This is a genomic window from Rhizobium sp. T1470 (genome assembly GCF_042140505.1).
GTDB classification, from domain to species: Bacteria; Pseudomonadota; Alphaproteobacteria; order Rhizobiales; family Rhizobiaceae; genus Rhizobium; species Rhizobium favelukesii.
On sequence record NZ_CP148094.1, the window covers coordinates 16534 to 39091 of the forward strand.

At 59.2% G+C, this 22558-nt stretch carries 23 protein-coding genes and 2 pseudogenes; 9 read left to right on the top strand and 16 right to left on the bottom strand.

The window, feature by feature from the left end; genetic code table 11:
* Positions 1 to 37 precede the first annotated feature (37 nt).
* The 6 genes from WGT02_RS34350 to oiaX form a co-directional block, all read right to left on the bottom strand.
* Entirely contained in the window at positions 38 to 979 is a 942-nt protein-coding gene (locus WGT02_RS34350; protein ID WP_208245463.1) for a D-ribose ABC transporter substrate-binding protein, read from the bottom strand.
* A 79-nt stretch (positions 980 to 1058) separates the two neighbouring features.
* The gene (locus tag WGT02_RS34355) at positions 1059 to 1886 is read right to left on the bottom strand and encodes a phosphogluconate dehydrogenase C-terminal domain-containing protein (RefSeq protein ID WP_024314119.1); all 828 of its coding nucleotides are present in this window, start codon (positions 1884 to 1886) and stop codon (positions 1059 to 1061) included.
* A gap of 76 nt (positions 1887 to 1962) precedes the next feature.
* Complete coding sequence (locus tag WGT02_RS34360) at positions 1963 to 2409, bottom strand: RpiB/LacA/LacB family sugar-phosphate isomerase (RefSeq protein ID WP_024314118.1); 447 nt, start codon at positions 2407 to 2409, stop codon at positions 1963 to 1965.
* An 11-nt stretch (positions 2410 to 2420) separates the two neighbouring features.
* Positions 2421 to 3209, bottom strand: coding sequence for a triose-phosphate isomerase (locus WGT02_RS34365; protein ID WP_024314117.1), 789 nt, complete (start codon positions 3207 to 3209; stop codon positions 2421 to 2423).
* Between the two features lies 1 nt (position 3210).
* Entirely contained in the window at positions 3211 to 4548 is a 1338-nt protein-coding gene (locus WGT02_RS34370) for a four-carbon acid sugar kinase family protein (RefSeq protein ID WP_208245462.1), read from the bottom strand.
* A 5-nt stretch (positions 4549 to 4553) separates the two neighbouring features.
* Positions 4554 to 5810 (bottom strand): 3-oxo-isoapionate-4-phosphate decarboxylase OiaX, encoded by a 1257-nt coding sequence (gene oiaX / locus WGT02_RS34375; RefSeq protein ID WP_208245662.1) that lies wholly within the window; start codon positions 5808 to 5810, stop codon positions 4554 to 4556.
* A gap of 177 nt (positions 5811 to 5987) precedes the next feature.
* Here oiaX and WGT02_RS34380 point away from each other — a divergent pair, with 177 nt between their 5' ends.
* From WGT02_RS34380 to WGT02_RS34390, 3 genes are all read left to right on the top strand, one after another.
* Positions 5988 to 6692, top strand: coding sequence for a transcriptional regulator NanR (locus tag WGT02_RS34380; RefSeq protein WP_024314114.1), 705 nt, complete (start codon positions 5988 to 5990; stop codon positions 6690 to 6692).
* A 790-nt stretch (positions 6693 to 7482) separates the two neighbouring features.
* Positions 7483 to 7887, top strand: a complete 405-nt coding sequence (locus tag WGT02_RS34385) for a hypothetical protein (RefSeq protein WP_208245461.1) — start codon at positions 7483 to 7485, stop codon at positions 7885 to 7887.
* A gap of 49 nt (positions 7888 to 7936) precedes the next feature.
* Positions 7937 to 8101: a hypothetical protein gene (locus WGT02_RS34390; RefSeq protein ID WP_157997381.1), complete on the top strand. Its 165-nt coding sequence runs from the start codon at positions 7937 to 7939 to the stop codon at positions 8099 to 8101.
* Between the two features lie 782 nt (positions 8102 to 8883).
* On the opposite strand, the gene WGT02_RS34395 is transcribed toward WGT02_RS34390, so the two are convergent.
* Entirely contained in the window at positions 8884 to 9126 is a 243-nt protein-coding gene (locus WGT02_RS34395; protein WP_024314112.1) for a hypothetical protein, read from the bottom strand.
* Positions 9127 to 9296: 170 nt separating this feature from the next.
* Between WGT02_RS34395 and WGT02_RS34400 the strand changes: the two genes are divergently transcribed.
* Positions 9297 to 11297, top strand: coding sequence for a BTAD domain-containing putative transcriptional regulator (locus tag WGT02_RS34400; protein WP_208245460.1), 2001 nt, complete (start codon positions 9297 to 9299; stop codon positions 11295 to 11297).
* Positions 11298 to 11664: 367 nt separating this feature from the next.
* Here the strand turns inward: WGT02_RS34400 and WGT02_RS34405 are convergent, their stop codons facing one another.
* Both WGT02_RS34405 and WGT02_RS34410 read right to left on the bottom strand, forming a co-directional pair.
* Positions 11665 to 12666 (bottom strand): NADP-dependent oxidoreductase, encoded by a 1002-nt coding sequence (locus tag WGT02_RS34405; RefSeq protein ID WP_208245459.1) that lies wholly within the window; start codon positions 12664 to 12666, stop codon positions 11665 to 11667.
* 56 nt (positions 12667 to 12722) lie between these two features.
* Complete coding sequence (locus WGT02_RS34410) at positions 12723 to 13538, bottom strand: oxidoreductase (RefSeq protein ID WP_208245458.1); 816 nt, start codon at positions 13536 to 13538, stop codon at positions 12723 to 12725.
* A gap of 91 nt (positions 13539 to 13629) precedes the next feature.
* Between WGT02_RS34410 and WGT02_RS34415 the strand changes: the two genes are divergently transcribed.
* Entirely contained in the window at positions 13630 to 14061 is a 432-nt protein-coding gene (locus tag WGT02_RS34415; RefSeq protein WP_208245457.1) for a helix-turn-helix domain-containing protein, read from the top strand.
* A gap of 184 nt (positions 14062 to 14245) precedes the next feature.
* Here WGT02_RS34415 and WGT02_RS34420 read toward each other — a convergent pair whose 3' ends face one another.
* Complete coding sequence (locus WGT02_RS34420; RefSeq protein ID WP_024314107.1) at positions 14246 to 14617, bottom strand: VOC family protein; 372 nt, start codon at positions 14615 to 14617, stop codon at positions 14246 to 14248.
* A gap of 975 nt (positions 14618 to 15592) precedes the next feature.
* Here WGT02_RS34420 and WGT02_RS34425 point away from each other — a divergent pair.
* Together WGT02_RS34425 and WGT02_RS34430 are read left to right on the top strand one after the other, a co-directional pair.
* Positions 15593 to 15988, top strand: a complete 396-nt coding sequence (locus tag WGT02_RS34425) for a DUF1236 domain-containing protein (protein ID WP_024314105.1) — start codon at positions 15593 to 15595, stop codon at positions 15986 to 15988.
* Between the two features lie 101 nt (positions 15989 to 16089).
* Positions 16090 to 16992 (top strand): DUF1236 domain-containing protein, encoded by a 903-nt coding sequence (locus WGT02_RS34430; RefSeq protein WP_208245455.1) that lies wholly within the window; start codon positions 16090 to 16092, stop codon positions 16990 to 16992.
* 556 nt (positions 16993 to 17548) lie between these two features.
* Here WGT02_RS34430 and WGT02_RS34435 read toward each other — a convergent pair.
* Positions 17549 to 17983, bottom strand: coding sequence for a hypothetical protein (locus WGT02_RS34435; protein ID WP_024314103.1), 435 nt, complete (start codon positions 17981 to 17983; stop codon positions 17549 to 17551).
* Between the two features lie 75 nt (positions 17984 to 18058).
* On the opposite strand from WGT02_RS34435, the pseudogene WGT02_RS34440 reads away from it, so the two are divergent.
* Positions 18059 to 18244 (top strand): annotated as a pseudogene (locus WGT02_RS34440) (hypothetical protein); the annotation flags it as partial.
* Positions 18245 to 18543: 299 nt separating this feature from the next.
* Here the strand turns inward: WGT02_RS34440 and WGT02_RS34445 are convergent.
* The 5 genes and pseudogenes from WGT02_RS34445 to WGT02_RS34465 form a co-directional block, all read right to left on the bottom strand.
* Positions 18544 to 19193 (bottom strand): annotated as a pseudogene (locus WGT02_RS34445) (hypothetical protein).
* Between the two features lie 358 nt (positions 19194 to 19551).
* Positions 19552 to 19746, bottom strand: coding sequence for a hypothetical protein (locus WGT02_RS34450; protein WP_024314101.1), 195 nt, complete (start codon positions 19744 to 19746; stop codon positions 19552 to 19554).
* A 10-nt stretch (positions 19747 to 19756) separates the two neighbouring features.
* Complete coding sequence (locus tag WGT02_RS34455) at positions 19757 to 19903, bottom strand: hypothetical protein (protein WP_157997382.1); 147 nt, start codon at positions 19901 to 19903, stop codon at positions 19757 to 19759.
* 315 nt (positions 19904 to 20218) lie between these two features.
* Positions 20219 to 20458: a hypothetical protein gene (locus tag WGT02_RS34460; protein ID WP_024314100.1), complete on the bottom strand. Its 240-nt coding sequence runs from the start codon at positions 20456 to 20458 to the stop codon at positions 20219 to 20221.
* Positions 20459 to 20742: 284 nt separating this feature from the next.
* Complete coding sequence (locus WGT02_RS34465; protein ID WP_024314099.1) at positions 20743 to 21021, bottom strand: HU family DNA-binding protein; 279 nt, start codon at positions 21019 to 21021, stop codon at positions 20743 to 20745.
* Positions 21022 to 21394: 373 nt separating this feature from the next.
* On the opposite strand from WGT02_RS34465, the gene WGT02_RS34470 reads away from it, so the two are divergent.
* Positions 21395 to 22318, top strand: a complete 924-nt coding sequence (locus WGT02_RS34470) for an ArdC family protein (RefSeq protein WP_208245454.1) — start codon at positions 21395 to 21397, stop codon at positions 22316 to 22318.
* The last annotated feature ends 240 nt before the right edge of the window (positions 22319 to 22558 follow it).

Here is a 22558-nt window from a genome sequence, read left to right on the forward strand (position 1 = left end):
GAGGGCGCAGCGCTGCCCCTCTGCAATTCACGGCTGATTAGTTCGTCAGAGCGAAGGTCTCGAGCTTGTCAACATTGTCTGCGTTGATGAGAACGCAATCCATCAACTGCTTCTCTTCCTTGGGCGTGGTCTTGTTCTTGATGTAGGCGTCTGCCTGCTCGACAGCCAACTGAGCCTGTGCATAGGCGGGCTGCAGAACGGTCGCCTTGATGCCGCCAGACCTGATGGAGTCGCGCACGTCGTTGGAGCCGTCGAAGCCGACGACGATCACGTCCTTGCGCCCGGCCGCCTGCAGTGCTGCGATCGCGCCCATGGCCATGGTGTCGTTGCCGGAGATGACGCCCTTGATGTTTGGATTTGCCTGCAGGATGGTTTCCATCTTCGAGTAGGCTTCCGTCTGGCTCCAGTTCGCCGACTGCTTGGCGACTGACTTCAAGTCCGGATAGTCGTCAATGACGTCGTGATAGCCTTGCGAGCGGATGCCGGCATTGGTGTCAGACTCCTTGCCGACCAGCTCGACGTAGTTGCCTTTCTCGCCCATCAGCTTGACGAATTCCTGCGCGCCGAGCTGCGCGCCCTGGTAGTTGTTCGAGACGATCTGGGCAACAGCCACGCCGGTTGCGTTGATTTCGCGATCGATCAGGAAGGAGGGGATGCCCGCATCCTTTGCCTTCTTGACGGCTGCGACAGACGCGTCCGCTCCAGCGTTGTCGAGAATGATCGCCTTGGCGCCGCGTCCGATCGCGGTGTCGATCATTTCGGACTGCTTGTTGGCATCGTCATCATGCGTCATGACGAGGGCTTCGTAGCCAAGTTCCTTCGCCTTTGCTTCGGCGCCGACGGCTTCTGCCTTAAAGAAGGGATTGTCATGCGCCGGCGTGATGATGGCGATGAGGTCGGCCGAATAGGCCGGAATGGCAGTTCCGAGCGCCAGTGCGCCGGCAAAGGCTGCAAGTGTCAGTCTACGCGTTAGTCTCATTTTTTCCTCCCGAGTGTGAACAAAGCCCCGTCTCCCTTGGGGCGGTTGAGGGGAAGCCTTAGGCCTTCCCCAAGCCGGTTCAGGTGATGCGCCGGATGCTTTCGGCGATCTCCTGTGGTTCGAATACCTTTTTCCAGTCGTCGCGCATCAGGGCTGGAATGCCGAATTCGATCGCCTTGTTGCAGGCATCTGAGAAGACGCCGTCGACTTCCTTAAAGATGACCGCGCCGAGCACGTTCATATGGCCGAGCAGGAAGTCGCGGGCAGCTTCTTCAGGCACGCCGCGTGCAACGCATTCATCCATGGCCTGTCGCATGACGACGAGCAGCGATGCGCACACCGTTTCCGACAGCCCAGGTTCGAGCATGGCAAGCTGGTCGACCGTGACCCGGTGCGAGCGCATGACCGGGGCCCAGATGAGCTTGGCGATTTCCTCACCGAGAGCGTAGGCGCTTTCGGGCCCCTGCATCAGCGCCGAGACAATGTGCTGCTTGGCGAACAGGCCGCCGAAGTGGTCCTTCTTCGCCGGCATGTCCGTTTCGTCGTTGAAGATTGGCGGATGACAGGGATGGGTGACGAAATAGGTGAGATCGTCGCGCTTCGGCAGGTGACCGGCAAAGGGGGCCGCAGCATCCAGCACGACAACCATGGTGTCGGGTTTCAGCTTGTCGACGACGCTTGCCGCGACTTTCCCGATCGCGCTGTCGGGCACGGCAAGGATAACCACTTCCGCGCCATCGAGGGCAGCATCGACCGGTAGGCAATCGAGGCCAAGATCATTTTTCAAACGGGTTTTACCTGCGTCGCTAACCTCAACGTGGCGCACGTTGAAACGCGAACCCTTGAGATTTTTCGCAAGCCGGTACCCCATTTTCCCGCCGGCACCGAAGAGGGCAATCTTAGTCATGTTTCCTCACCTTTTGAGTTTTGGATAGGATCATATGCTGGTATGATGAGTCAATCACCATATCACCACTTAATTGTTATGATGCGGGCTTTTCAGCGTCGAGCCTGTCAATTGCCTGGACATTTCCAGCCGACGGACCCTGCGGGTCGAATTCGGAGGCAAGCCAGACATCGACGATCGATTTGGCCAGTTCTGGTCCGATGACACGTGCGCCCATCGTAATGATTTGTGCGTTGTTCGATTTCGCCGCACGCTCTGCGGAATAGGTATCGTGCGTGAGAGCAGCGCGAATGCCTGGCACCTTGTTTGCAGAAATACAGACGCCGATGCCCGTGCCGCAAATCAGGATGCCGCGGTGATGTTCGCCGTTGACAATCGTCTGCGCGAGACGCTGGGAAAGGTCGGCATAGAAGCCGGATTGGCTAAGATCATGGACTTCGAGGTCGGCCTTGCTTCCAAGATGGGCAGCAATGACATCCAAGAGTGGTTTGCCGGCGCTGTCTGCGCCAATTGCGATCTTCATAACAGGTTCCTTCACTCGCCTGCGGGCACAGAAATTTTGCGTTCGATCGCCGCGCTAACGCGGTGAAGAATGTCGAGGTAACCGTCGACGGACCAAGCCGAACGGCCGATGAACAGGCCGCCGACGTGCGCCTGGCTGATCAGTTCCTCGCAGTTTTGCGGGTTGACGCTTCCGCCGTAGAGGACCGGCACCGAACGGCCAAGAATGGACCTGGCCAATTCGGCGATCTTTCCGTGCCGCTGCGAGACATAGTCGGCTGTTGCCGGAATACCGTTCACACCGATCGCCCAGACGGGTTCGTAAGCGAGCAGGATCGGAGCGTGGCCGGCTGCGCTGCCCACGCCCGCCAGAGCTTTCTCGACCTGCCGCCGCACGACAGCATCGGCTTGGCCTTGCTGGCGTTCCTGCAATGTCTCGCCGATGCAGATCACGGGAATGAGACCGTGACGGATAGCGGCCGAAACCTTGAGGCCGACGGTTTCGTCGGTCTCCCCGAAATGCTCGCGTCGTTCGGAATGACCCAACTCGACGATGTCGAGCTCACAGTCCTTCAGCATCAAGGGAGAAATCTCTCCCGTCCAGGCACCGGCATCCTCCCAGTGCATGTTTTGAGCGCCGACCTTCACCGAAGTACCGGCAAGCGCGCGTTTGACCTCGCCGACGGCGGTAAACGATGGAATGACGAACCGCTGTACGCGAACGTCGCGTTCGTAGTCTGTCTCGGCAAGGCGGCGCGCGAAGGCGAGCGCTTCGGCAACGGTCTTGTTCATCTTGAAGCTGGTGCCGACCCAGAAAACCATCTCAACTCTTCCTTCCGTCGCGTATCTGCGCGAAATAACCGTCTGTTCCGACCTGACCGCCTTTAAGAGCGATCTGCAGGCCGGTGGTCGGCGGATAGTCACCGTGAGCGAGGCAAAGCGGAGACCCCGGCGTCTGGGGAAGCGGAAGAAGGGTCGTCAATGCGTCGATCTTCAACTGCCTGAGTGCGTGACTGGACGTGTCGCCACCGGCAATGACGGCCCGAGCAAGCCCTTCTCTCTCGATCAGGCGACGCAAGACCGTGCCGAGTGCACGTCCGAGCTTGTGACGCGCGCCCGGATGTTTGTCGATGTCGGCACCGATGTCCGCAGATGGCCCGAGAGCGGTGTGGATGATCACGCTCTTGCCTTCCTTAAGCTTCTGGATGCCAGCCTGTACCGCTCCATCCACGCAGCGGTCGCCATCCTCCGAAACCAGTGCTAGCGGATCGAGGGCGACGCTCTCGAAGCCGTTATCGACTGCACTTCGGATTTGCCGCTCAGTCGTCGGCGATACGCTGCCTGACACGACCGCTAGGCGGTCGACGGGGCCGACGTCTGGAAACTCGACGCTGTTTTCGCTGATGAGGCCGTTATGGCGCCATGCACGCAGAAGGGCATATTCAACCCCCGATGAACCAGCAACGAAGCTCCCGGATCTGCTGGTGAGGCGGAGTAGCTGTTGGCCTGCAGCCTCTTGTGTCGCCGCAGAATCGACATCGATGAGCAGAATTCCGGGTGCATTCTGTGCCAGTTCGTCGATCCTGGCATCGGCGTCGGTCGAGGTGATTGCGTCAGGATCCGCGACCACGATCGGAACGCGGGTCTGTTTCGCCAGGTGGATTGCAAGATCGGCCTCGTCCATCGGTGTCACCGGATGGCGGCTCATCACAGGATGGCGATCGATGCGAAAGATACGGCCCTGGTAGGCGGCAAAGAGAGTGCCGAACGCCGTGTAGCGCCCCAATTGCGGCGCCCCGACGATGACGGGCGCGGTCGATTGCCCGAACGTCGCACGGCCTATTTCGATCGCCTTGCCGATACTGCCAATCTCGGGGCCGGAATCGAAGGTCGAGCAGACCTTGTAGTGACAGATGGCGGCACCAAGCGACTTTAGCCATTCGAAAGCAGGCGTCAGGTGCTGTTGCATCCAGGCGGGCGTCTCGCTGCGGCTTGTCCCAGCAATGCCGATTGCGCGACAATCTTTGAAGCGCGCCAGCATTTTGGGCGTGGGAATGTCGAGGAAGAGCACCGTCGCAACACCGTTCGATGCCAACGCCTCCATGACATCGGTGGATCCGGTAAAGTCGTCCCCGTAATAGCTGACGAGAAGTCGATCCATAACCGTCACGCGCCTTTGCCGTCGCCGAATTTTGCAATGGAGGCGGCGAGCTCCGGATGATCCTTCGCGTAGATGTCCAACGGGATGTCTGCAACGGCGGCCTGCCAGGCCTGCTGCACGGCCCGGACGCCAGCCGCCGGGCCGCCAGGGTGGCTGACAATGCCCCCGCCACACAGATAGAGAAGATCGGTGGTACGGCCGGTCCGTCGATAGGTCTCCGGGGCCTGTCCTCCCCACTGGCCGGAACCGGCAACTGGAAGCGGACAATCGGAGGCATCAAATAGCGGCGCGCTGACAGCCTTGAAGGACGAGACAAAGCTTTCGTCAGGCTCCCAATACTTGATCCTGATGCCGTTGATCTGAAACTGGTCGACCCCGAGCAGCCGCCAGAATTGCTGGTACACCTTGAAGTCCATGCCGGCGCCGGGATCGCGGGTCAGCACGTCCCAACCGTTTCGATGCGCATGCAACACCAGATTGGAGCGCTTGCGAACAAAGCTCATGCCGCCAAAGCCAATGGAGTTGATGTTGACGACGGCGCAGTTACCGCCAGCATTGGCAACAATGTCGTGGTTGCGCATCATTTCGTCGGGGTCGGCATGCGAGATGCCGAAGGCATACATCACCTTCTTGCCGGTCTTCTGCTCGTGATCGAGGATGCGCGGCATGATCGCTGCAACGCGCTCCTTGAGCGGCGAATAAGCCGGGCTCATCAGCTTCTCGTCGTCCTTGATGAAGTCGACGCCGGCCGCAATCAGCTCGCCGACGAGCTCTGCTGTTTCGTGTGGCCGCAGCCCAAGGGCCGGCTTGACGATCGTCCCGATGATCGGGCGCCCTGTAACGCCGGTCAAACGGCGGCTGCCTGATATGCCGAACTGTGGGCCCGGATGCGCACCCTTGAAGGCGTCAGGCAGCTTCATGTCGACGATGCGGATGCCGGTCATGCCCTTGATGGAATAGACGCCACCGATCGCGATGGTCATCAATGCGGAGATATCGGTCCCGATCGCATCCAGCGGAAAGGCGATGTCGACATCGGCGCGATGGATCGGTGTGCCGGGAGTGACCTCCGGCCAAGTCGGCTGGTTCGTACCTTCGAGCGGGCGGATCGCCAGCACGCGAGCAGCGACGCGTGATTTCAATTCCTCGGTCTCACCAGGAACGGGCACGAAGGTTCCGGTCGACTGGTCGCTTGCGATTTTGTCCGCCATCGTCTCGACGCTCCCAGGCGTCTCGATGCGGTAGGTCAGCGTAATCATCATGAATTGCCGGTTGCTCCTCTCGCCACGAAAGATTGTCATGGCGTCAACTCGTGATCTGGTATAATGAGTATTCCAACTGATGAAAAGCAAAATGTTTGGATGCGCGAATTTTCATCGCGAGCTTTGTTCTCAACATGGAAAATGCTAGGAGGAGACATTTTGAGCCAGCGAGATGTCATGACCCAACCCCTCGAACAAATCGTCCGTCGGAAACTGTCCGACGAAGTGTTTGATCGACTTGAGCGAATGATCACGTCGGGCGAGCTTCAGCCAGGCGATGAAATGCCATCTGAGCGCGTGCTCATGGAACGCTTTGGCGTTGGGCGGCCCGCCATCCGAGAGGCTATGCAGTCTCTCGCCAACAAAGGGCTTGTCAGTATTTCCCACGGTGAGCGGGCGAAGGTTCTCAGGTTGACGGCGAAGTCAATCTTTCGCCAGGTCGATCTGACCGCGAAGATCATGTTGTCACAATCGGCCGACTCGCTGGAGCATCTCAAAACTGCGCGCATCTTCTTCGAGCGCGGCATGGCGCGCGAGGCCGCCCAGCGTGCATCCGCAAGTGATATCGATGATCTGAGGAAGATCATCGAGCGCCAGCGCATGTCACTTGGGCGAGCCGAAGAGTTCATCGATGCGGATATGGAATTTCACACCCGCATCGCGCAGATTTCTGGCAATCCGATCTACGTCGCTGTCAGTGAAGCGATGCTCGCATGGCTGAAGGAATACCATACCGAGATGCTAATCTGGACCGGTAAGGAGAAGTTCACGTTAGCCGAACACGAGGAGATTGTGGACCGCTTGGCTGCGAACGACGTGGATGGGTCGGAGATGGCACTCCTCAAACATCTCGAGCGGTCGAGAGCGCTGTACGCGAAGTAGCACAATGTCACAGGCCGATCGGGCGTAAGCCACTGATTTCGTCAGAATTTAATCGAATGGTCCATTAGGAACACGACGTGTAAACCGGGTGCTGGTTTCGTCAGAGGCGGCTGAAAGCGTACCACCACGAGGTTTCGCGACGAATATCATCTCAAGCGTCAGGCGCGCTGAATGTGTTGCGACGGCAATCACCAGGTATTTGGCGCTCGCAGCACATGGCCAAAAACGTCGACCACGAGATCACCACCGACCTTCCCCCGCTTTGCACAGCCTTGCGCAATCCGACCGCCGTTCTGACCGGAGAGTCTACAGCAGATCTTCCTCAGCCCAAAAAACCGGAAAACCATCCCGCAAACAGCGCTAAAGCCACGGCCATCGCAACGAGTATCCATACACCGCAACCGCGCTTGGGCGGCTTCCCAGAATAGCGATCAGGATCAGCCATGGTGCTCGCCTCAAGATAGCTCGGACGCAAAGCCCAGCGTCAGTCAAGAACGATAGATGAAGGCTCTGCGTCCGGCTAGCGGTTCACTCGCCTCTCCCTTTACGCGGATTGTGTTCCCAGCACCACAGCGCGGCGGTAGTGTGAAACACAAAAGTCCTCGCAATGTCGGCGGCGCACATCGCCGACTGAAAGGTCGCGTCGAGAAGGGACAATCCGGACACGATCTATCCGGTAAACATACGGCTTGACGAATGGTTCTGTCGAACCGGGCTTCGGTTGCGTTCCTCAGGCTGTATCACCGGCTCAACGCCCCGGGTAGGGATGCTGGTCAGTCACGATATCGAGATGTTCGTCCGTGAGGTCGATGTTGGTTGGAAAGTTCATCCACGGCTCCTACGCAAAGGTAAGAGCACATATGATCTCCCAATCGACTCTGGCCGGAAAATTTGGCCGACATGCGCACTGCGGATGCGCGTCACGCGCAGAACCGTAGACCCACCGCCAGCCACGCCGGAAGAGCAGCTCGCCGCACCTGTCGAAGCTATGGAGGCGGGCATGATTGCGGTGCGTAGTCAGGACGTCCGCATCATCGGGAATGGCAACCACATCATCAGTTTTCTCGAGCCTGAAAGACCCCGCATCGTCGAATGGCAGGGCGATGGACGACGAGGTCGAGCTAACGAAGAAGCTCTGCCCATCTTCTGCATTGTTCGCTTCAGCGCCTTCGATGACTTCAAGGAAGACCGTTGATGCCGCCATGTGTTGCTGACGGTTAGTGGATCATACGAGGGCCGGAATAATGCGGAAGAAGGCAAGCTATCTCGTCTTCAAGGCCCCGACAAAACTCCTCACTTTCGACGATCGAATCGAGGCTCGCGAACTTTCGCTGCCGAAGCTGATCCCGTTGCTGGAGAGCCTGACTGTAGAACACAAACATGTCATGCATTCGGTCGGCCTTGCATAAGTATGGACGAAGGTCAGGTCGCCTCATCAAAAATGAGGCCAGGCCATGCTTGAACCGATCCATCTCACCGTCATTCATCGTATTCGCCCGATGAGCAATTTTGAACCCTGTCTGGTCGCGCAAGCCTGAAGAGCGCTAGAGACAGCTTACACGGCCATTCGCAAAACGAAGATGTAGGTGACACTGTTCCGAAAGAGAAACGGAGATTTCACCATAGCACGTCAGTGCCGGCTTATCATGAAGCGTTTTGCGAGTTACCAGCGGTCCGGGCGGCCAGCGCAAACCGGACGTCAATTGCTTCCGAGCCGCGATGTGAGTGGTCGTGGTGTGCCAACGGCAGGGCACTGGGCGAGCCCGTAGCCGCGGCTGCGCGCTGACCCACAAGCCGTCCCGTTGGGACGCTCGACGATCGATCTTCCCAACGATCTCATCAGCGAGCGTGTGAAATCGGGGCCTCGCCGCCGCTAAAGCGCGCGGCGAAAACTCGGACAACTGCCCGGCCAACGGCCCGAAGGCGGACAGGCTCGAGCCGAAGGTGCTGGCGTTCATCGAGGAAGGCCGCAGCTATCGGTGGATCGCTCATGATCTTGCCGTCAGCAAGAATACAGTGGCAGATATCGCAAAGCGAAACCGACACACTACGAATGACGCAGTTTAGTCGATACCGGCCATCTGGCCGTTTTCCCAGCAGCGACCGGGCGGGTGGGAACTGTTCGTTCCCGTTCACCCCGATCAAAAGGGAAGTCGCGCCAGGTAAGCCGTCATTTGGGCCTTCGCCAGCCTTATCTCATCGACATCAGATTGGTGATGAGGCCCGCCTTAATATTGAGAGTGGGGCGAGGCGCCTCGCTATGGCCGATGTCCTTCAGCAGATCGGGTGTCAGGTCTGCTATCGCCCTGCGCCTTGCAACGGTCTGCTGCCACGCCGTGAAGGCAGCGACCATTGTTGCCATGCTTTTCAACGCTGTCCCTAGCAGCAGCCGGTTCGATGCGCGGTTCTCCGCGAGAGTTTCCGTGTGAGCCATTTGTGCCTCCCGTTCCAGATTGCGGTCGGAGCTTGCCACACGGGCGATTTGTGGCTGTTCGGCTAGGCGCGAACCACTGAGGCAAGTCCGGCGGGCTGCCGTCAAATCTGCGTTAAATCGACCGGCTAAGATGCTATTCTGTTGGCGCGGTCGAAATCTGGAGATGAATCGTGCGCATCCGGTTGCTTGGCGGTCTCGAAATTACGTCCCCGGAGGGCGCCCCCATCCGCTTCGCCACGCGCAAGTCTTCGCTTATTTTTGCCGCCTTGGTCCTGGCAGGCAGCCGCGGCCTCCGTCGCGAGTTGCTTGCCGAAGCCTTTTGGCCGGGACGGGGCGATCTGCAGTCGCGTAACAGCCTGCGCCAGGCGGTTGCTGACATCAGACGGTGGTTTCCCAACGGCAGCGATGCCGCCATCTTTGTCGAGGGGGATCAGGAAACGGTCGCGCTCGCAGCTAGTCCGGATGAAGCGGATATTTGGCTTTTTGATCAGAAGCTCGTTGAAGGCAGGACGGCGGACCTCGCCTTCGCAGCCGACCTCTACCGCGACGACATCCTTGCGGGCGAAGCCATTCCCGACGGCCCGGGTGAATGGTTCGGCCCGTATCAGAGCAGATATCAGCAGAAAGCGCAGCAGTTGGTGGAACGGCTGAGCCTTGCATTATCCGGCGCCGGGCTCAAAGCCGAAACGGCTTGCGAAGGACTCGCGGAAAGGTTGCTCGCTTCGGACCCGACCGCGGAGGCGGCCCATCGCGCGCTGATGCGAATCCACGCTCTTAGGGGTCACGAAAACGCGGCCTTGCGCCAGTTCGAGCTGTGTCGAGCGACCTTGCAAAAGCATCTGGGAATGGAACCTGAGGCACAGACAAAATCCCTGGCGGCTTCAGTGCAATCACGGGAGCGGGGCGGATACAACCAGACCGAGTCGCCGCACAATTCCGCGTTGCCGCCGCAGAGTTGCCAAGACCCGGCGAGACGGCACGATCGGCCGTCGGTTGCGGTGATGCCGTTCGACAATCTCGGTGGGACGGATGACGAATATTTCGTGGATGGCGTCGTGGAGGAAATTACCGCGGCCCTGTCTCGCGTTCGCGATTTCTTTGTCATCGCACGCCAGTCCGCCTTCACTTATAAGGGACGCTTCGTCGACGTGCGTGAGGTCGGCAGGGAACTCGGCGTCAACTATGCGATCGAAGGCACCGTTCGCCGGGGCGGTGACCGGCTGCGCATATCCGTGCAACTGGTCGACGCCGAGACGCGGACCCAGCTGTGGTCCGAGCGCTACGAGGGCGCGATCGAGGACGTTTTCGAGTTCCAGGACCGGATCGCAGCGCAGGTGGCCGGTGCCATCCATCCGGCCATCCGCGGTGCCGAGATCGAGCTGGCCAAGCGCAAGCCGCCGGCCAGTCTGCGGGCCTATGACCTCGTCCTGCGCGCCTACCCGAACCTTTGGGGCCGCCGAAAGGATACCAACAACCAGGCGATCGAGCTGCTGCAGAAAGCGATCGCCATTGATCCGACCTATGGCCGCGCGCACGCACTTTTGGCGTGGTGCCACGCCTCAAGCGCCTCGTACCTCTGGACCGAGCATCCGAACCCCGAACTGGAAGAGGCGCTCGTCGCGGTTGAGGCTGCAGGCGCTATCAGCGATGATCCAACCGCGTTGGCCGCCGCCGGCGCGGCAATGAGCATGTGCGGCGACCAAGATCGTGCCACCACGTTTATCGAAAAGGCGCTGACGCTTGATCCGAACAATGCCTGGGCATGGGCACGCTACGGTTGGATTGCGATCTACATGGGCGAAGACACTCGCGCGACGGAACGGTTTCAGCGCGCGATGACACTGAGCCCAATGGATCCCCTCGCATTCAACATGAGATTGGGAATGGCCACCTCGCTAGCCAAGGCAGGCTCTCTTACCCAGGCGATCGCGATCGCCCGTGAGGTCATTGCCGGCCACCCTGACATTATCATGTCATATCGATACCTCGCCGCTTGGTCCGCGATGAGCGGCGACCTGGAGGCTGCCCGCTGGGCCGCGCAGAAGCTCTTGGCTGCCCAGCCAGGCTTCACCATCAACCAATATCGGTCGCTGCCTTTCTTTCGACACCTGCCGACATGGGCAGACCAAGTGGCCGAAGCCTTGAGGCAGGCAGGATTGCCTGAACGCTGATCGATGAAACGTCAGGCGAGACCGCGAGGTCCGTTGTGGCATGGAGAAATCCCCTTCGGCCGCAGTTCCCAGCGCCCGCTGCGGTGGCAACCGTTCCGGCTGCACTAGCACCGGCCCCAGCCAGCGACGTTTCGCGCGTCAAGGCAGCCCAATCCGTTAAATGACGAAGGCAATGCCGCTTACGATGTTACGGTCATCCACTCGCGCAATACCGCGTGATAATGAAACGTACGGCTTTGTTCGACGCATTTGCGCTTGGGATCACAGCATTAAATCATGCATTGCAGTGCCTCCTTCCACCGCAATTGAATTTCCCTCGATATGGCTGCAGTGGCAAATGCCGCCGGCTTCTATTTGCCCCCGAACGTCACTTCACAGCGACGACGACCTTCCCCTTCGCACGACCCGTCTCGACATAACCGAGCGCCTCGTTGGTCCTCGCGAACGGCAAGACCCGGTCCACTACCGGTCGGATGACACCTGCCTCGATGAGGGAGGTGATCCGACCAAGCTGCGAACCATTCGCTGTCATGAAGAGAAACGAATAGTCGATCCCCCGCCGTTTCGATTTTCTCCTGATCCCGAAGCTAAGTATGCGCATGACCTGTTGAAGCAGCCAGCCGGAGCCGCTTTGCCTCGCGAAGTCGGGATCAGGCGGACCGGAAATCGAGATCAGCTTTCCGCCGGGTTTCAGCACAGAAAGGGATTTCTCCAGCGTGTCCTTCCCAAGGCTGTTCAGCACGACGTCATAGCCCTGCAGCACTTTCTCGAAGTCATCCTTCGTGTAGTCGATCACGACGTCTGCGCCGAGACTTTTCACAAGAGCGATATTAGCCGTGCTCGTGGTCGTGGCGACATATGCTCCGAGATGCTTGGCAAGCTGGATCGCGATCGTGCCCACACCGCCCGAGCCGGCATGGATCAGCACCTTCTGCCCCTTTTGCACATTGGCCCGCTCGATCAGCACCTGCCATGCGGTTAGGGTGACAAGCGGAACGGATGCGGCCTCTTCCATCGTCAGATTGTTCGGCTTCATTGCCACATCGGCCTCGTCCATGGCGATATACTCTGCGAATGTCCCGATGCGATCCTGGGCCGGACGTGCATAGACGGCATCACCGGGCTTAAATTGCCGGACCTTGGCCCCGACCCGGACCACGATGCCGGCGACATCGTTGCCCAGCACCAGCGGAAGCCGGTAGGGCAGGATGAGCTTGAACTCTCCGTCCCTAATCTTGCTGTCCAGGACGTTCACGCCGGCGGCATGAATCTCGACCATGACGTCGTTCTCACGTAACTCCGGCAGGGCACTTTCGCCGAGCCGCAGAGCGCCGCCTTTCTCATAGCGATCGATCAGGAATGATTTCATCAGATTAGCTTTCGTTTGTGTGGTGCACCGGCAGCGTCGGGAGTGCAGCGGCAACGTCAATCGGGAAGTCTGTTGAATTTCCGAAGGTTCTTGTCGACGAAGGCCTCGGGCAGGAAGCGCCGTATGAAGCGGACCTGTCGTGCAGCCTTTCCAGCCGTGTAGCGGCGTTTCGGCGATGCCGCATTGGCGGCCATTACGACGGCTTCGGCGACTACCTCGGGTGCATCGCCCTTCGCGACAATCTCGCGCATCAACCTTTCTGCGCCGGCGCGAACCGTATCATAGATGCCAAGTGGTCGGTCCGGCCGCGTGATGTTCTCTTCGAAGGAGGTGCGCGTGACGCCCGGCTCGACAAGCACGATGCGGGTGCCCTGTGTACGCACTTCATGGTCGAGAGACTCCGAATAGCCTTCGATTGCGTGCTTGGTCGACGCGTAGAGTGCATTGTAGGGGGCGGGGATCAGCCCGAGAATTGAACTGAGGTTGATGATCCGGCCTCGACGCTGTCGTCTCATCACCGGCAGGACCGCATTTGTCATGCGTATGGTGCCGAACACGTTCACGTCGAATACGGCCTTGGCCTGTTCCGTCGTGGATTCCTCAGCACCGCCAAGCAATCCGATCCCGGCATTGTTGACGAGAACATCGATCCGCCCCGCGCGCCTTAGAACCTCGTCGACGACGCTCTCTACGGCTGCATCGTTGGTCACGTCGCAGATGAGCATCGTGATCCCATCGGCAGTGTCGGGCATCGGCTTTCGGCTGGTGCCGAAGACACGGTAGCCATCGCGCCGTAGCGCTTGTGCCGTCACCAGCCCGATGCCGGAGGAGGCACCCGTCACCAGTGCAATGCCGCGTTGTATTTTACTCATCGGGCTTCCGCTTTCAATTTTGTCATGGAACATCGTTGAGCAATCAGTTACTATCAAATCGATAGCAAGTCACTACTAAAAAGATATCGACATGAAGAATCTTTCGGACCAACCGTGCCTGATTGCCCGCAGCCTGGCGCTCGTGGGCGATGCGTGGAGCATGCTGATCATGCGCGACGCCCATGCCGGGCTGACCCGCTTCGACGATTTTCGCAGGAGCCTCGGTATCGCACCGACGATGCTGACGGGGCGGCTTTCATCACTGACCGAGGAGGGGTTGCTGGAAAAACGCCGCTATTCCGACCGTCCCCCGCGGGACGAATATGTGCTGACGGAAGCGGGCCGCGACTTTCTGCCGGTTCTGTTTGCGATCGGCGCGTGGGGGCGCAAGCATCGCGGCGGCGGCGAGGTGACCCGTTTCTTTGACGCCGAGACCGGAACGGAGATTGATCCCGTCACCATCGACCGCGCGACCGGCGCTCCGGTCGGAACACGTCCCATTCGTATCGCCGCACTTGAATGAAGGGCTCCACGCTGATGAAGCAGCGCGCTAACAGCTCCTGTTGAAAACGCTCTCTTGCGGCGCAAAGTTGCAGGTTGGTAGCCCGTTCGTCGGGCGATGCTTCATGGCAGTTGCTGCAAAATGCTGATGCCAGATTGTCGTGAGCTTAACAGCAGACGTAACAGCCCGCCGCCATCAGCTTACGTCAGGCTCCGTCCTTCTTGAACTCGAATAGCTCGATGACGTTGCCCGATGGGTCTTCGAGCAAGATGGCCCGGCCGGCACCGCCGTCGCTGATTTTGCCGCGGAATCTTGCATCAGCCCGGCGCAATCGCTCAATGAGGACATCGATCTCGTTCGTAACGATCATAAATCGGTTCCACCCGCCCGGCTTCGGATCGCCGCCCGCCTGACCACCGCTCCCCGCACCCGGGGCGCTGAGATACAGCGTCAAGTCGTCGCGCTGCAGTGCGGCGAACTTGCCCGGACTATGCTTGTCGATCTTGAAATCGAGATTGTCTCGATAGAACGCGACCGCCTCGTTGACGTCTGCAACGATGTATCGGACGGATGCCATCCAACCTTCTCCTCTGTCTTGTCGCTACAACAGTCAACTCGCGCAAAGGTTCCCTGTCGGTGGAGCCGAGTGCAGAAGCGGGCTGTCTGGATGCCAGCCGAAGCAGTCGGATTGAGGGTTTGGGACGTAGGCCGTATCTCGGCGGTGTTTATGGCACCCCATACGACCGACATTGGGTCGCTTGCCGGATGGCGGCTTTCATATCGTCCCCAGATTCTGGCCAGGCGCATGACGGACAGATCGCAGCACGCTGCTAGACGATCTCGGCCCGAGCCGATCGTGCTCGCAGACAGAGCCTATGATGCCGATCGCATCCGCTCGCTCGTTGAGGAGCAGGGCTTCGCTGCCCTCGATATTGAAGGAACCCGAACCGGACGTGGCGAAAACAGCGGAAGGTCTGCCCGACTATGCAGACTCCGGTTTGTATTTGTCAGGGGCCTCACAGAGGGAGATCGCAGCGGGGGTTCCGCAACAACAGCCGAGACCTCCCTCTATATCCTTCCAAGCGAGGACAGCGGGAGAACTAGGACCAAACTGGTTTTCGAAAAGTCGGACCTAAGTCTGACCAGGCCACCTTCTCATCTCGCTCCAGAACGGGTGATCGCGGCCGGTTGAGGCCAAATCAGGAGGATCATTAATCTCTACATTGAAAGCTTCACAAATCACCAACATTGGTGCGCAATGGGACGATAGCACAACGTTCATCGTGCCGAGAAACCCAACGCTTTCTGCCGGTCGGACCCTCGATAGCGTCGATCGCTGTGCGGCGAGGGGCCAAGTCCAGCGAGACCGATCACGACAAGGCCGATTCCATCACAACTCGTGGCGACGGCTTGGGCATAGCTCCTGCTTGCGATGCAGTGATCGGACAAAGGTCCCAGAGACCTCCGACTGAAGTCCGAGCGTTGGAACAGTCCCGACACTTGTCTGTTCAAACGGCGAGCGGACAATGCCGCTTCAAATGGAGGAAAACCAATGCTCATCAGAATGATTGGAACCGCGACGACTGTTCTCTTGCTGTCAAGTTCCGTATTTGCGCAGTCGTCCACAGTGACTGGTGCCGCTGGTGGGGCCGCGACCGGCGCTATTGTTGGCGGGCCTGCCGGTGCCGCCGTTGGCGGAATCGTAGGTGGGGTGGCAGGAAGCCTCCTCGATCCCCCGCCACAAAAAGTAATCACCTATGTCCAGCAAGCACCCGCGCCTACGACGAAGGTCGTCGTCAAGGAGAAGGTCGTTGTTGGTCAACCGCTTCCGCAGACGGTCATCGTCACACCGGTTCCTGATGACCCGAAATACGCATACGCCATCGTCAACGACCAGCGTGTGATCGTAGAACCTTCCTCCCGGAAGGTTATCCAGGTCATTCAGTAACCTATGGCGGCTTCGGCCGCCTTTCATCAAACACAAGGTGCACGCCCGCCGCATACAAGTTGCGGACGATAGGGTGCGCCCAAACACTCGGGAGATTCAAAATGAAGAGTAGTGGCTTGACGATGATCCTGGCGGCGCTGTCGATTGGCGTGTCGCCGCTCGCAACCGTTCCAGTCGTCGCCCAGCAGGACACACAGGGCAGCAGTCAGTCGCAATCCGGCTCTCAACCGGGAATGCAGCCCGAGGAGCTCCAGCCAGGCTCCAGCAACTCCGGGAAAGACTGTGCGTCGCCGGACGCATCGGGAGGTTGCCCGCAAGCGGGTGGGCAGTCGTCCAAAGGGAAGTCAGGCGAAGGTTCAGGCGTTCAACAGAACGCCCAGCCGCTCTCGACGGATGGTACCTCGTCAGGTGGAGCCACGTTGGGCAAGTCGTCCAGCGAGACCAAATCGAGCACTCAATCCGGATCGCAGGACGCTTCGGGAGACGCGGGCTCGATGAGCAAGCAAAAGCCGACAGCAGAATCCAGCGGCGGCGGGGGAAGTGAGACCACGACCTCGGGCTCCAAGACCAGCACGCAAGAGAGCTCAAAGCCTGCCGACGGCGCAAGCAACAACACCACAAAGGGCGGCGATGCGTCGAAATCGTCAGGCGATCAGAACGCGACGACAACGCAGAGGAACCCTTCCGAAACCAACGTCAACAGCAACACCACGACGAACAATCAGACGTCAACGAGCACGACGAATGTCAAAGTCTCCGTCGAGCAGCAGACCGAAATTCGGCAAGTCGTGGAGGAGGTTCACGTCGAACCGGTGCGCGAGGTCAATTTTGCCGTCTCCGTGGGCACGAAAATTCCCAAGAAGGTCCGGCTTGAGCCGCTGCCGCCACGAATTGTGAAGATCGTGCCGGAGTATAGAGGCTACCGCTTCTTTCTTCTCGCTGACGGCCGGATCGTCATCGTCGATCCTCAGGCGTTCACGATCGTCTACATCATAGCGGCCTAGCAACTGGCTCCTAGCGACGCGATCAGCGCCGCCGGGATCCGCAGGAGGATGAGATGCTTTATGATGACGATAAGCCGTCCGGCAGGGGCTTTCCACTCATCGCAATACACCTTGCAATCGCGGCGATTCTTTGCAGTCTTGTTATTGTCGGGGACCACCGCGAAGCCACGACCGATGTTTGGCTACCGGAGAATTCAACGGTGCCGTGATCACCTGGATCCGCCCGCAAACGCCAACGTCGGCAAGATATTCGCTAGCCAATTTCGAAGGCGGCTCAAAGCTGAGCTTTGCCTCAATGCGGGGCCAAGACATCGCATCTTGAGCGAAGCCCATCCATGTCTGTAAAGGTCGAAATGATCCGGTTCCATTTTGCTCATCGGTGCGCGAAAGTGTCCCTCTGTATTCCGGGAGGTTCCGGAGGGTTTCAATTCGCGAACATTCGCTCGGAACCTCCCGGGTGTCCAAATTGGGCTTGGACAAACGAAAGGTAGAACTTCGCCCTCGCTTGAAAAGCTGGACTAAAGTCCCGTACGATTCCGTACACACGGCCATTCTTTTAGTATTGTGCGCAAGGCCCCGATGACTTGGCTCTGTCGATTTTGACCTGATATATCCAGTGAAGCCCCATGACGGTAACGGGGGCGCCTTCTCCGCCGACGCCGAACTCGTGGCCTCCAAGACAGGGAATGATTGAACGTGCTAGACGTGCAAAGCTGTGCATGTCATCGCAGGCCCTGATTTGGGAAACGAAAATTGAGAAAAGCGTCTTCGATCGGAAGCGCTGCCTTCCCTTAACTTCGCTGGCGTTCTTTTCCAAACGTTCTTGCTGTAGCCCCGCAATACCCGGCGGAGCTTTTTCGCGGTGGCCGATCATCTTCGCACGCGGCTTGAAGCCGTGCCTTCGTAATATTAGAGTGTATGCATGTGCCGTTGGTAAAGACATCGAGAATGAAATGCCGACGTCAAATGTTTTTTGGTCTAGCCCTGTCATCGTTCGACTTCCGAGAAGTCATTTGAAAGTGCCTACGACACACTCGACTTCCTCGAACATGAGTGGCCAAGAGCCGACGGTGCCTGTCACGATGCCGCAGTCGTTAGCTGTAGACGTGTCCTAGGCAATCATACCCCGCCCGCAGTGGCTAAGGAGCTCTTCCTTGCGGCCTGTCTCGAGGCTAGTCTTACAATTCAGCGCAACAAACTGCTGGACCGCCATCCTTTTTCGTTCCCTCCAAGAACGGAGAAAAGCGTGTAAGACCGTATGCGCCCTCGCTGGCTCGGGCACATCCGCGAAGAAAGCTGGTTGAGCCAGTGGCTCCTTCCTGACGGAAGCCCTCAAGGGTTCAACACAGACCGCCGCGGGCGTCCCGCGAGGATTGCCGAGGAAGGCCTGGATATGCGGGGGTCCGATCCGCAATCCAGGCTCCCGCCATCGCCCTCGGAGAGAGGATACAATTCGATTGTACGCCCGCGAATGCACGATGGTAGTCGGACTAAAGTCCCAGGGACAAAGCCGCCTCAAACCCGGGGTCGGTTCGTCCGAGTTTTAGCCGCCTATTCGTCTGCGGCATCATCAGTCACTGATACGGCGAGCGAATCTCGAATCTGATCGATCTTGCCGACCGCATCGCCAACACCCAAGATCGTCTTGGCTTCATTGAGAACTGCCGGGCTGACAATGCCAGTCTTTGTGGCCGCCAACGCTTCTTCAAGAGCGTCGTCTCCAAGGATCGGGTCGTCTGAAGCAGGCTCAGTTCCGTTGTCCAGTTCGTACTGTGCATAAGCGGTGGCGTAGGCTGCAATGGCAGTCATACGTGGATCAGACGTATGCATCAGCGCCCTGAAATTCCGCTTCAGCGAGTCCAAACCTGCAAGATTTGCCGGGAGGCTTTTCTCTTTTCTGTCGGTTGCAGCCTTTTCAGTTTTGGTGGATTGAGATTTGCTGCTCGCGCCAGATTTGCCTTTCGTGCCACTCTCCGACTGACCACCGCTGGTGCCATGGGACGCCGTGCTGCCGCCTTGATTGCCGGCATCGTGGCTTCTCCCGTTCCCGTTGTCACCGCCGTTTCCACCCCGCCGCTGCCGCTGCCGCTGTTGCCGCCGCCTTTCGCCAGCGCGGACATACCCGGTCCGGCAACCGTTACCGGGCTAACTGCGACTGCCGAGGACAGTGCTGCAAGGGACGCTAAGGTTGAAATACGCATAGTTTCCTCCGAATCCGGCCTGGGTGATCTTAGCCGATTATCGTTAGGCGGGGCACAGCTCGAGTCTCGAGCTCGCCTAGAGATGGCAGGAAAGTTAGAGGGTCATTGGCGTGTTGACATCGGGCCGAGGTCCGGCATTCGGATGGACTTAGGTCCTGTCCAGTTCCAAAGGCCTAACAATGATCGATGAGCTCGAACTCTGTCTCAAAAAACAGGTTGAGCCGCAGCCCGGGGCACCGGATGATCCCGTTGGGTGAAGCGGCCCCCGCCCGAACGCCTTATCACCGCCCGGAATCACTTTGCATGGGTTCGTTCGAAGCGGAGGAGCGCGTCGCCTCACTTTTCAGGTGTTGATCCTTTATGCCGCATCTGCGCGAAGCTGGTCGATCGCGTCCAACGCTTCTTCGGCTGACCACCCGGCACGAAGCGCCGCCGCCACCAGGCGAACCTCGACCTCTTGCTCAAGCTTCAGATAAAGCCCTTCGAGAGCTTCTCTAGCTGTCACGACGTGATCTCTTGGCGGTGTTATGTCAGGGATTCTTGCGGCTGGCATAAGGGATCCTTCAGTGGGTATTATTCTCGTGCGCTTGCATCCGAGCGGCCCGGAGGCGCTCGGTTTTTTCAACGCGCTCAAGACGTTCTTGCTCGATGATTTCCTTCACGATCCGCTCTGTTTCTTTGGCTCGTTCGATGCGTTCTTGCTGGAGCATTGGAATCCTCGTCGACAATGCGCCCCCAATTCTTGACCTAGGGTAGGTGGCGATGGGGTCAACCGAAAAACCGTAGCAGCGAGGCGTACGCGACCCGCTTTCGGCGCTTCGCGCCGAACTTTTTTGAAGCCATGCGGGATTCCGAGCGACGACCGACGACAGTCCCTATCCGACTTGAAGACCAAGCGGAAGGTGGTGTCGCTGGCCAGCTGCTGCTCCAACTGTCGGGCACACTAAACGCTCGAAAGGCCTGAGCTCTTTCGATTTCGGCTCGGATACCCTCTAAAGGCGCCAATCGTGGTGGCGCCGCATCCATTAGTGGTGAGCGTGGTGTTCGTTTCGTTTGCGGGTGGCTGCTGCTTTTTTGCCGGAAGCAGAACGCTCTTCCTTGGTTCTCGACGCAGCTGCTGCGCCGCCTTTACGTCCACCTTTTTCAAAAGAGGCACGGCGCTCGGCTTCCTTTTCAGAAACACCACGATCCTCGTAGCGTTCTTCAATATGCTCGGCCTTGCGTTTCTGCTTGTCGGTGTATGCGAACTTGTCACCACGGGGCATAGAACGTCTCCGTTACAGAATGTGACGTAAAGAAACTGGCCCTTTACATCAAAGTTCCGTATGAGCCTGAGCCGGCGCGGTGCGCCCCGTGGGACCGTTGGACGTAAATAGGCGCCATGGGGGCGCTAAGTGCGCAGCACAAGCGGGCGCGGTTCATCTCTGCTGCCGGAGGCGGCGCCGGCAGGCGAAGCGCCTGGAACCGGCCCGGACCGACTATTCATCCGCCCGCCAGCCCTGAGTCATAACGGCGTTGCATAAATGCACGTGAACGAAGCAGGATCGGCTTACTTGTTCAACGCGTCCTTGAGCGCCTTGGCTGGTGTGAATGCGAGCTTCCTTGCAGCCGCAATCTTGATCACCGCGCCTGTACCCGGATTGCGCGCTTCCCGCTCTGGTGTGGCCTTCACCTTGAACTTGCCAAAGCCCGGGATGGAGCTTTCGACGCCAGATGCCGCAGCTGTTGTGATTGCTGCAAACACCGCTGCGACGATCGCCTTGCTTTGGGCCTTCGTCAGGCTGTGTTCGGTGGCGATCTTGTCCGCAATTTCGTTGGTTGTGGTCATTGTTTCGAACTCCTTCTATCACGAAAGCCTTGGTGCGGCTTTTGCCGCCTATCACGTTGCCGCCGTCTTCTGCACGGTGTTTGAGAGCTTTTTCCACAATTTCCGCGCTAACCGTGCGATTTTGCGAGATGGTTCTTGGCCTGCCTGACGGATGCGGCGCCGTGTTGCCCCGTCGAACAATCCCCGCCTTGCCAGCGACCATTGCGTCCTGCCCCGGCTTCAGGTCCTGCCGGGCCCCGCGCCGCCCCGCAACGGCGTTGCCGTCCTCCACCTGCGTTGCGGCCCTATCGGGTGCGGGCCGGCCCTTGCAGCCCGGCATTCGGACCGCCGTAGCAGGTCGCGATGGTCGCGACCTCGAAACGGAGGTTTCAACATGAGCCGGCAACAAACCCACCAACGAGCCGATCTCTATAGCCGCATCACCGACAAGATCATCGCCGAGCTCGAGCAGGGCGTGCGGCCTTGGATGCAGCCGTGGAGCTCAGCCCAGGCGACCGACCGGATCACCCGGCCCTTGCGCCACAACGGCCAACCCTATTCCGGCATCAACGTTCTGCTTTTATGGTCCGAAGCGATCGCCCGCGGCTTCACGGCGCCAACCTGGATGACGTTTCGCCAGGCCCTTCAACTGGGGGCGGCGGTGCGCAAGGGCGAGACCGGCACCACGGTCGTCTTTGCCAGTTCCTTCATCCGCACCGAAACCAGCGACACCGGCGAAGCGGTCGAGCACGATATCCCGTTTCTCAAGGCCTACACGGTCTTCAATGCCGAGCAGATTGCCGGACTGGACGCGCGCTTCCATCAGCTCGCAGCCGTTCAGGATCCGCTGGTGCGTATCGGCCATGCCGACCGCTTCTTTGCCAACACCGGCGCCCTGATCCGCCATGGCGGATCGACGGCCTACTATGCCCCGGTCCGCGATCACATCCAGATGCCCGCCTTCGAAGCCTTCCGCGACGCTGCCTCCTATGTTGCGATCCTCAGTCATGAACTGACCCACTGGACGGCGGCGCCACACCGACTGGATCGTGATCTCAGCCGCTATGCCAAGGACCAAAGCGAGCGCGCCCGCGAGGAACTGATCGCCGAACTCGGCAGCTGCTTCCTCTGCGCCGATCTCGGCATCGTTCCCGAACTCGCCCCGCGGCCCGATCATGCAAGCTACCTTGCCGCCTGGCTCAAGGTTCTCTCCGGCGACAAGCGGGCGATCTTTGTCGCCGCCGGCCATGCGCAGCGCGCTGTCAGCTACCTGCACTACCTGCAGCCCGATCAGATAGACGACGGGGAGGCGGCGTAAAGCCGCCTTTCCCATCTCATCCGACCGTCGACGCGTTTAAATGACATACGCGGCCCCGCGGGATATCGCTCCGAGCGACATGACTGACCTGTCGAGTGCGAATTCGGTCAGGCGCAAATGTCATATCACGCCTCAAGGCTTCAATCTGTAGGACCCGACCGGTCAGACATTTCATCGATCGATCACCCTCTTGTGGGAGAGAGCGGTAACCGTTGATGCACCTACATCGGCTCTTCCACC

Coding starts and splice junctions, on each gene's coding strand:
- WGT02_RS34425 (WP_024314105.1), top strand. CDS start 15,593: ATGCTCATCAGAATGATTGGAACCGCGACGACTGTTCTCTTGCTGTCA.
- WGT02_RS34405 (WP_208245459.1), bottom strand. CDS start 12,666: ATGAAATCATTCCTGATCGATCGCTATGAGAAAGGCGGCGCTCTGCGG.
- WGT02_RS34350 (WP_208245463.1), bottom strand. CDS start 979: ATGAGACTAACGCGTAGACTGACACTTGCAGCCTTTGCCGGCGCACTG.
- WGT02_RS34370 (WP_208245462.1), bottom strand. CDS start 4,548: ATGGATCGACTTCTCGTCAGCTATTACGGGGACGACTTTACCGGATCC.
- WGT02_RS34410 (WP_208245458.1), bottom strand. CDS start 13,538: ATGAGTAAAATACAACGCGGCATTGCACTGGTGACGGGTGCCTCCTCC.
- WGT02_RS34470 (WP_208245454.1), top strand. CDS start 21,395: ATGAGCCGGCAACAAACCCACCAACGAGCCGATCTCTATAGCCGCATC.
- WGT02_RS34435 (WP_024314103.1), bottom strand. CDS start 17,983: ATGACAGGGCTAGACCAAAAAACATTTGACGTCGGCATTTCATTCTCG.
- WGT02_RS34360 (WP_024314118.1), bottom strand. CDS start 2,409: ATGAAGATCGCAATTGGCGCAGACAGCGCCGGCAAACCACTCTTGGAT.
- WGT02_RS34455 (WP_157997382.1), bottom strand. CDS start 19,903: ATGCTCCAGCAAGAACGCATCGAACGAGCCAAAGAAACAGAGCGGATC.
- WGT02_RS34420 (WP_024314107.1), bottom strand. CDS start 14,617: ATGGCATCCGTCCGATACATCGTTGCAGACGTCAACGAGGCGGTCGCG.
- WGT02_RS34430 (WP_208245455.1), top strand. CDS start 16,090: ATGAAGAGTAGTGGCTTGACGATGATCCTGGCGGCGCTGTCGATTGGC.
- WGT02_RS34450 (WP_024314101.1), bottom strand. CDS start 19,746: ATGCCAGCCGCAAGAATCCCTGACATAACACCGCCAAGAGATCACGTC.
- WGT02_RS34355 (WP_024314119.1), bottom strand. CDS start 1,886: ATGACTAAGATTGCCCTCTTCGGTGCCGGCGGGAAAATGGGGTACCGG.
- WGT02_RS34380 (WP_024314114.1), top strand. CDS start 5,988: ATGACCCAACCCCTCGAACAAATCGTCCGTCGGAAACTGTCCGACGAA.
- oiaX (WP_208245662.1), bottom strand. CDS start 5,810: ATGATGATTACGCTGACCTACCGCATCGAGACGCCTGGGAGCGTCGAG.
- WGT02_RS34465 (WP_024314099.1), bottom strand. CDS start 21,021: ATGACCACAACCAACGAAATTGCGGACAAGATCGCCACCGAACACAGC.
- WGT02_RS34460 (WP_024314100.1), bottom strand. CDS start 20,458: ATGCCCCGTGGTGACAAGTTCGCATACACCGACAAGCAGAAACGCAAG.
- WGT02_RS34385 (WP_208245461.1), top strand. CDS start 7,483: ATGTTCGTCCGTGAGGTCGATGTTGGTTGGAAAGTTCATCCACGGCTC.
- WGT02_RS34395 (WP_024314112.1), bottom strand. CDS start 9,126: ATGGCTCACACGGAAACTCTCGCGGAGAACCGCGCATCGAACCGGCTG.
- WGT02_RS34390 (WP_157997381.1), top strand. CDS start 7,937: ATGCGGAAGAAGGCAAGCTATCTCGTCTTCAAGGCCCCGACAAAACTC.
- WGT02_RS34415 (WP_208245457.1), top strand. CDS start 13,630: ATGAAGAATCTTTCGGACCAACCGTGCCTGATTGCCCGCAGCCTGGCG.
- WGT02_RS34365 (WP_024314117.1), bottom strand. CDS start 3,209: ATGGTTTTCTGGGTCGGCACCAGCTTCAAGATGAACAAGACCGTTGCC.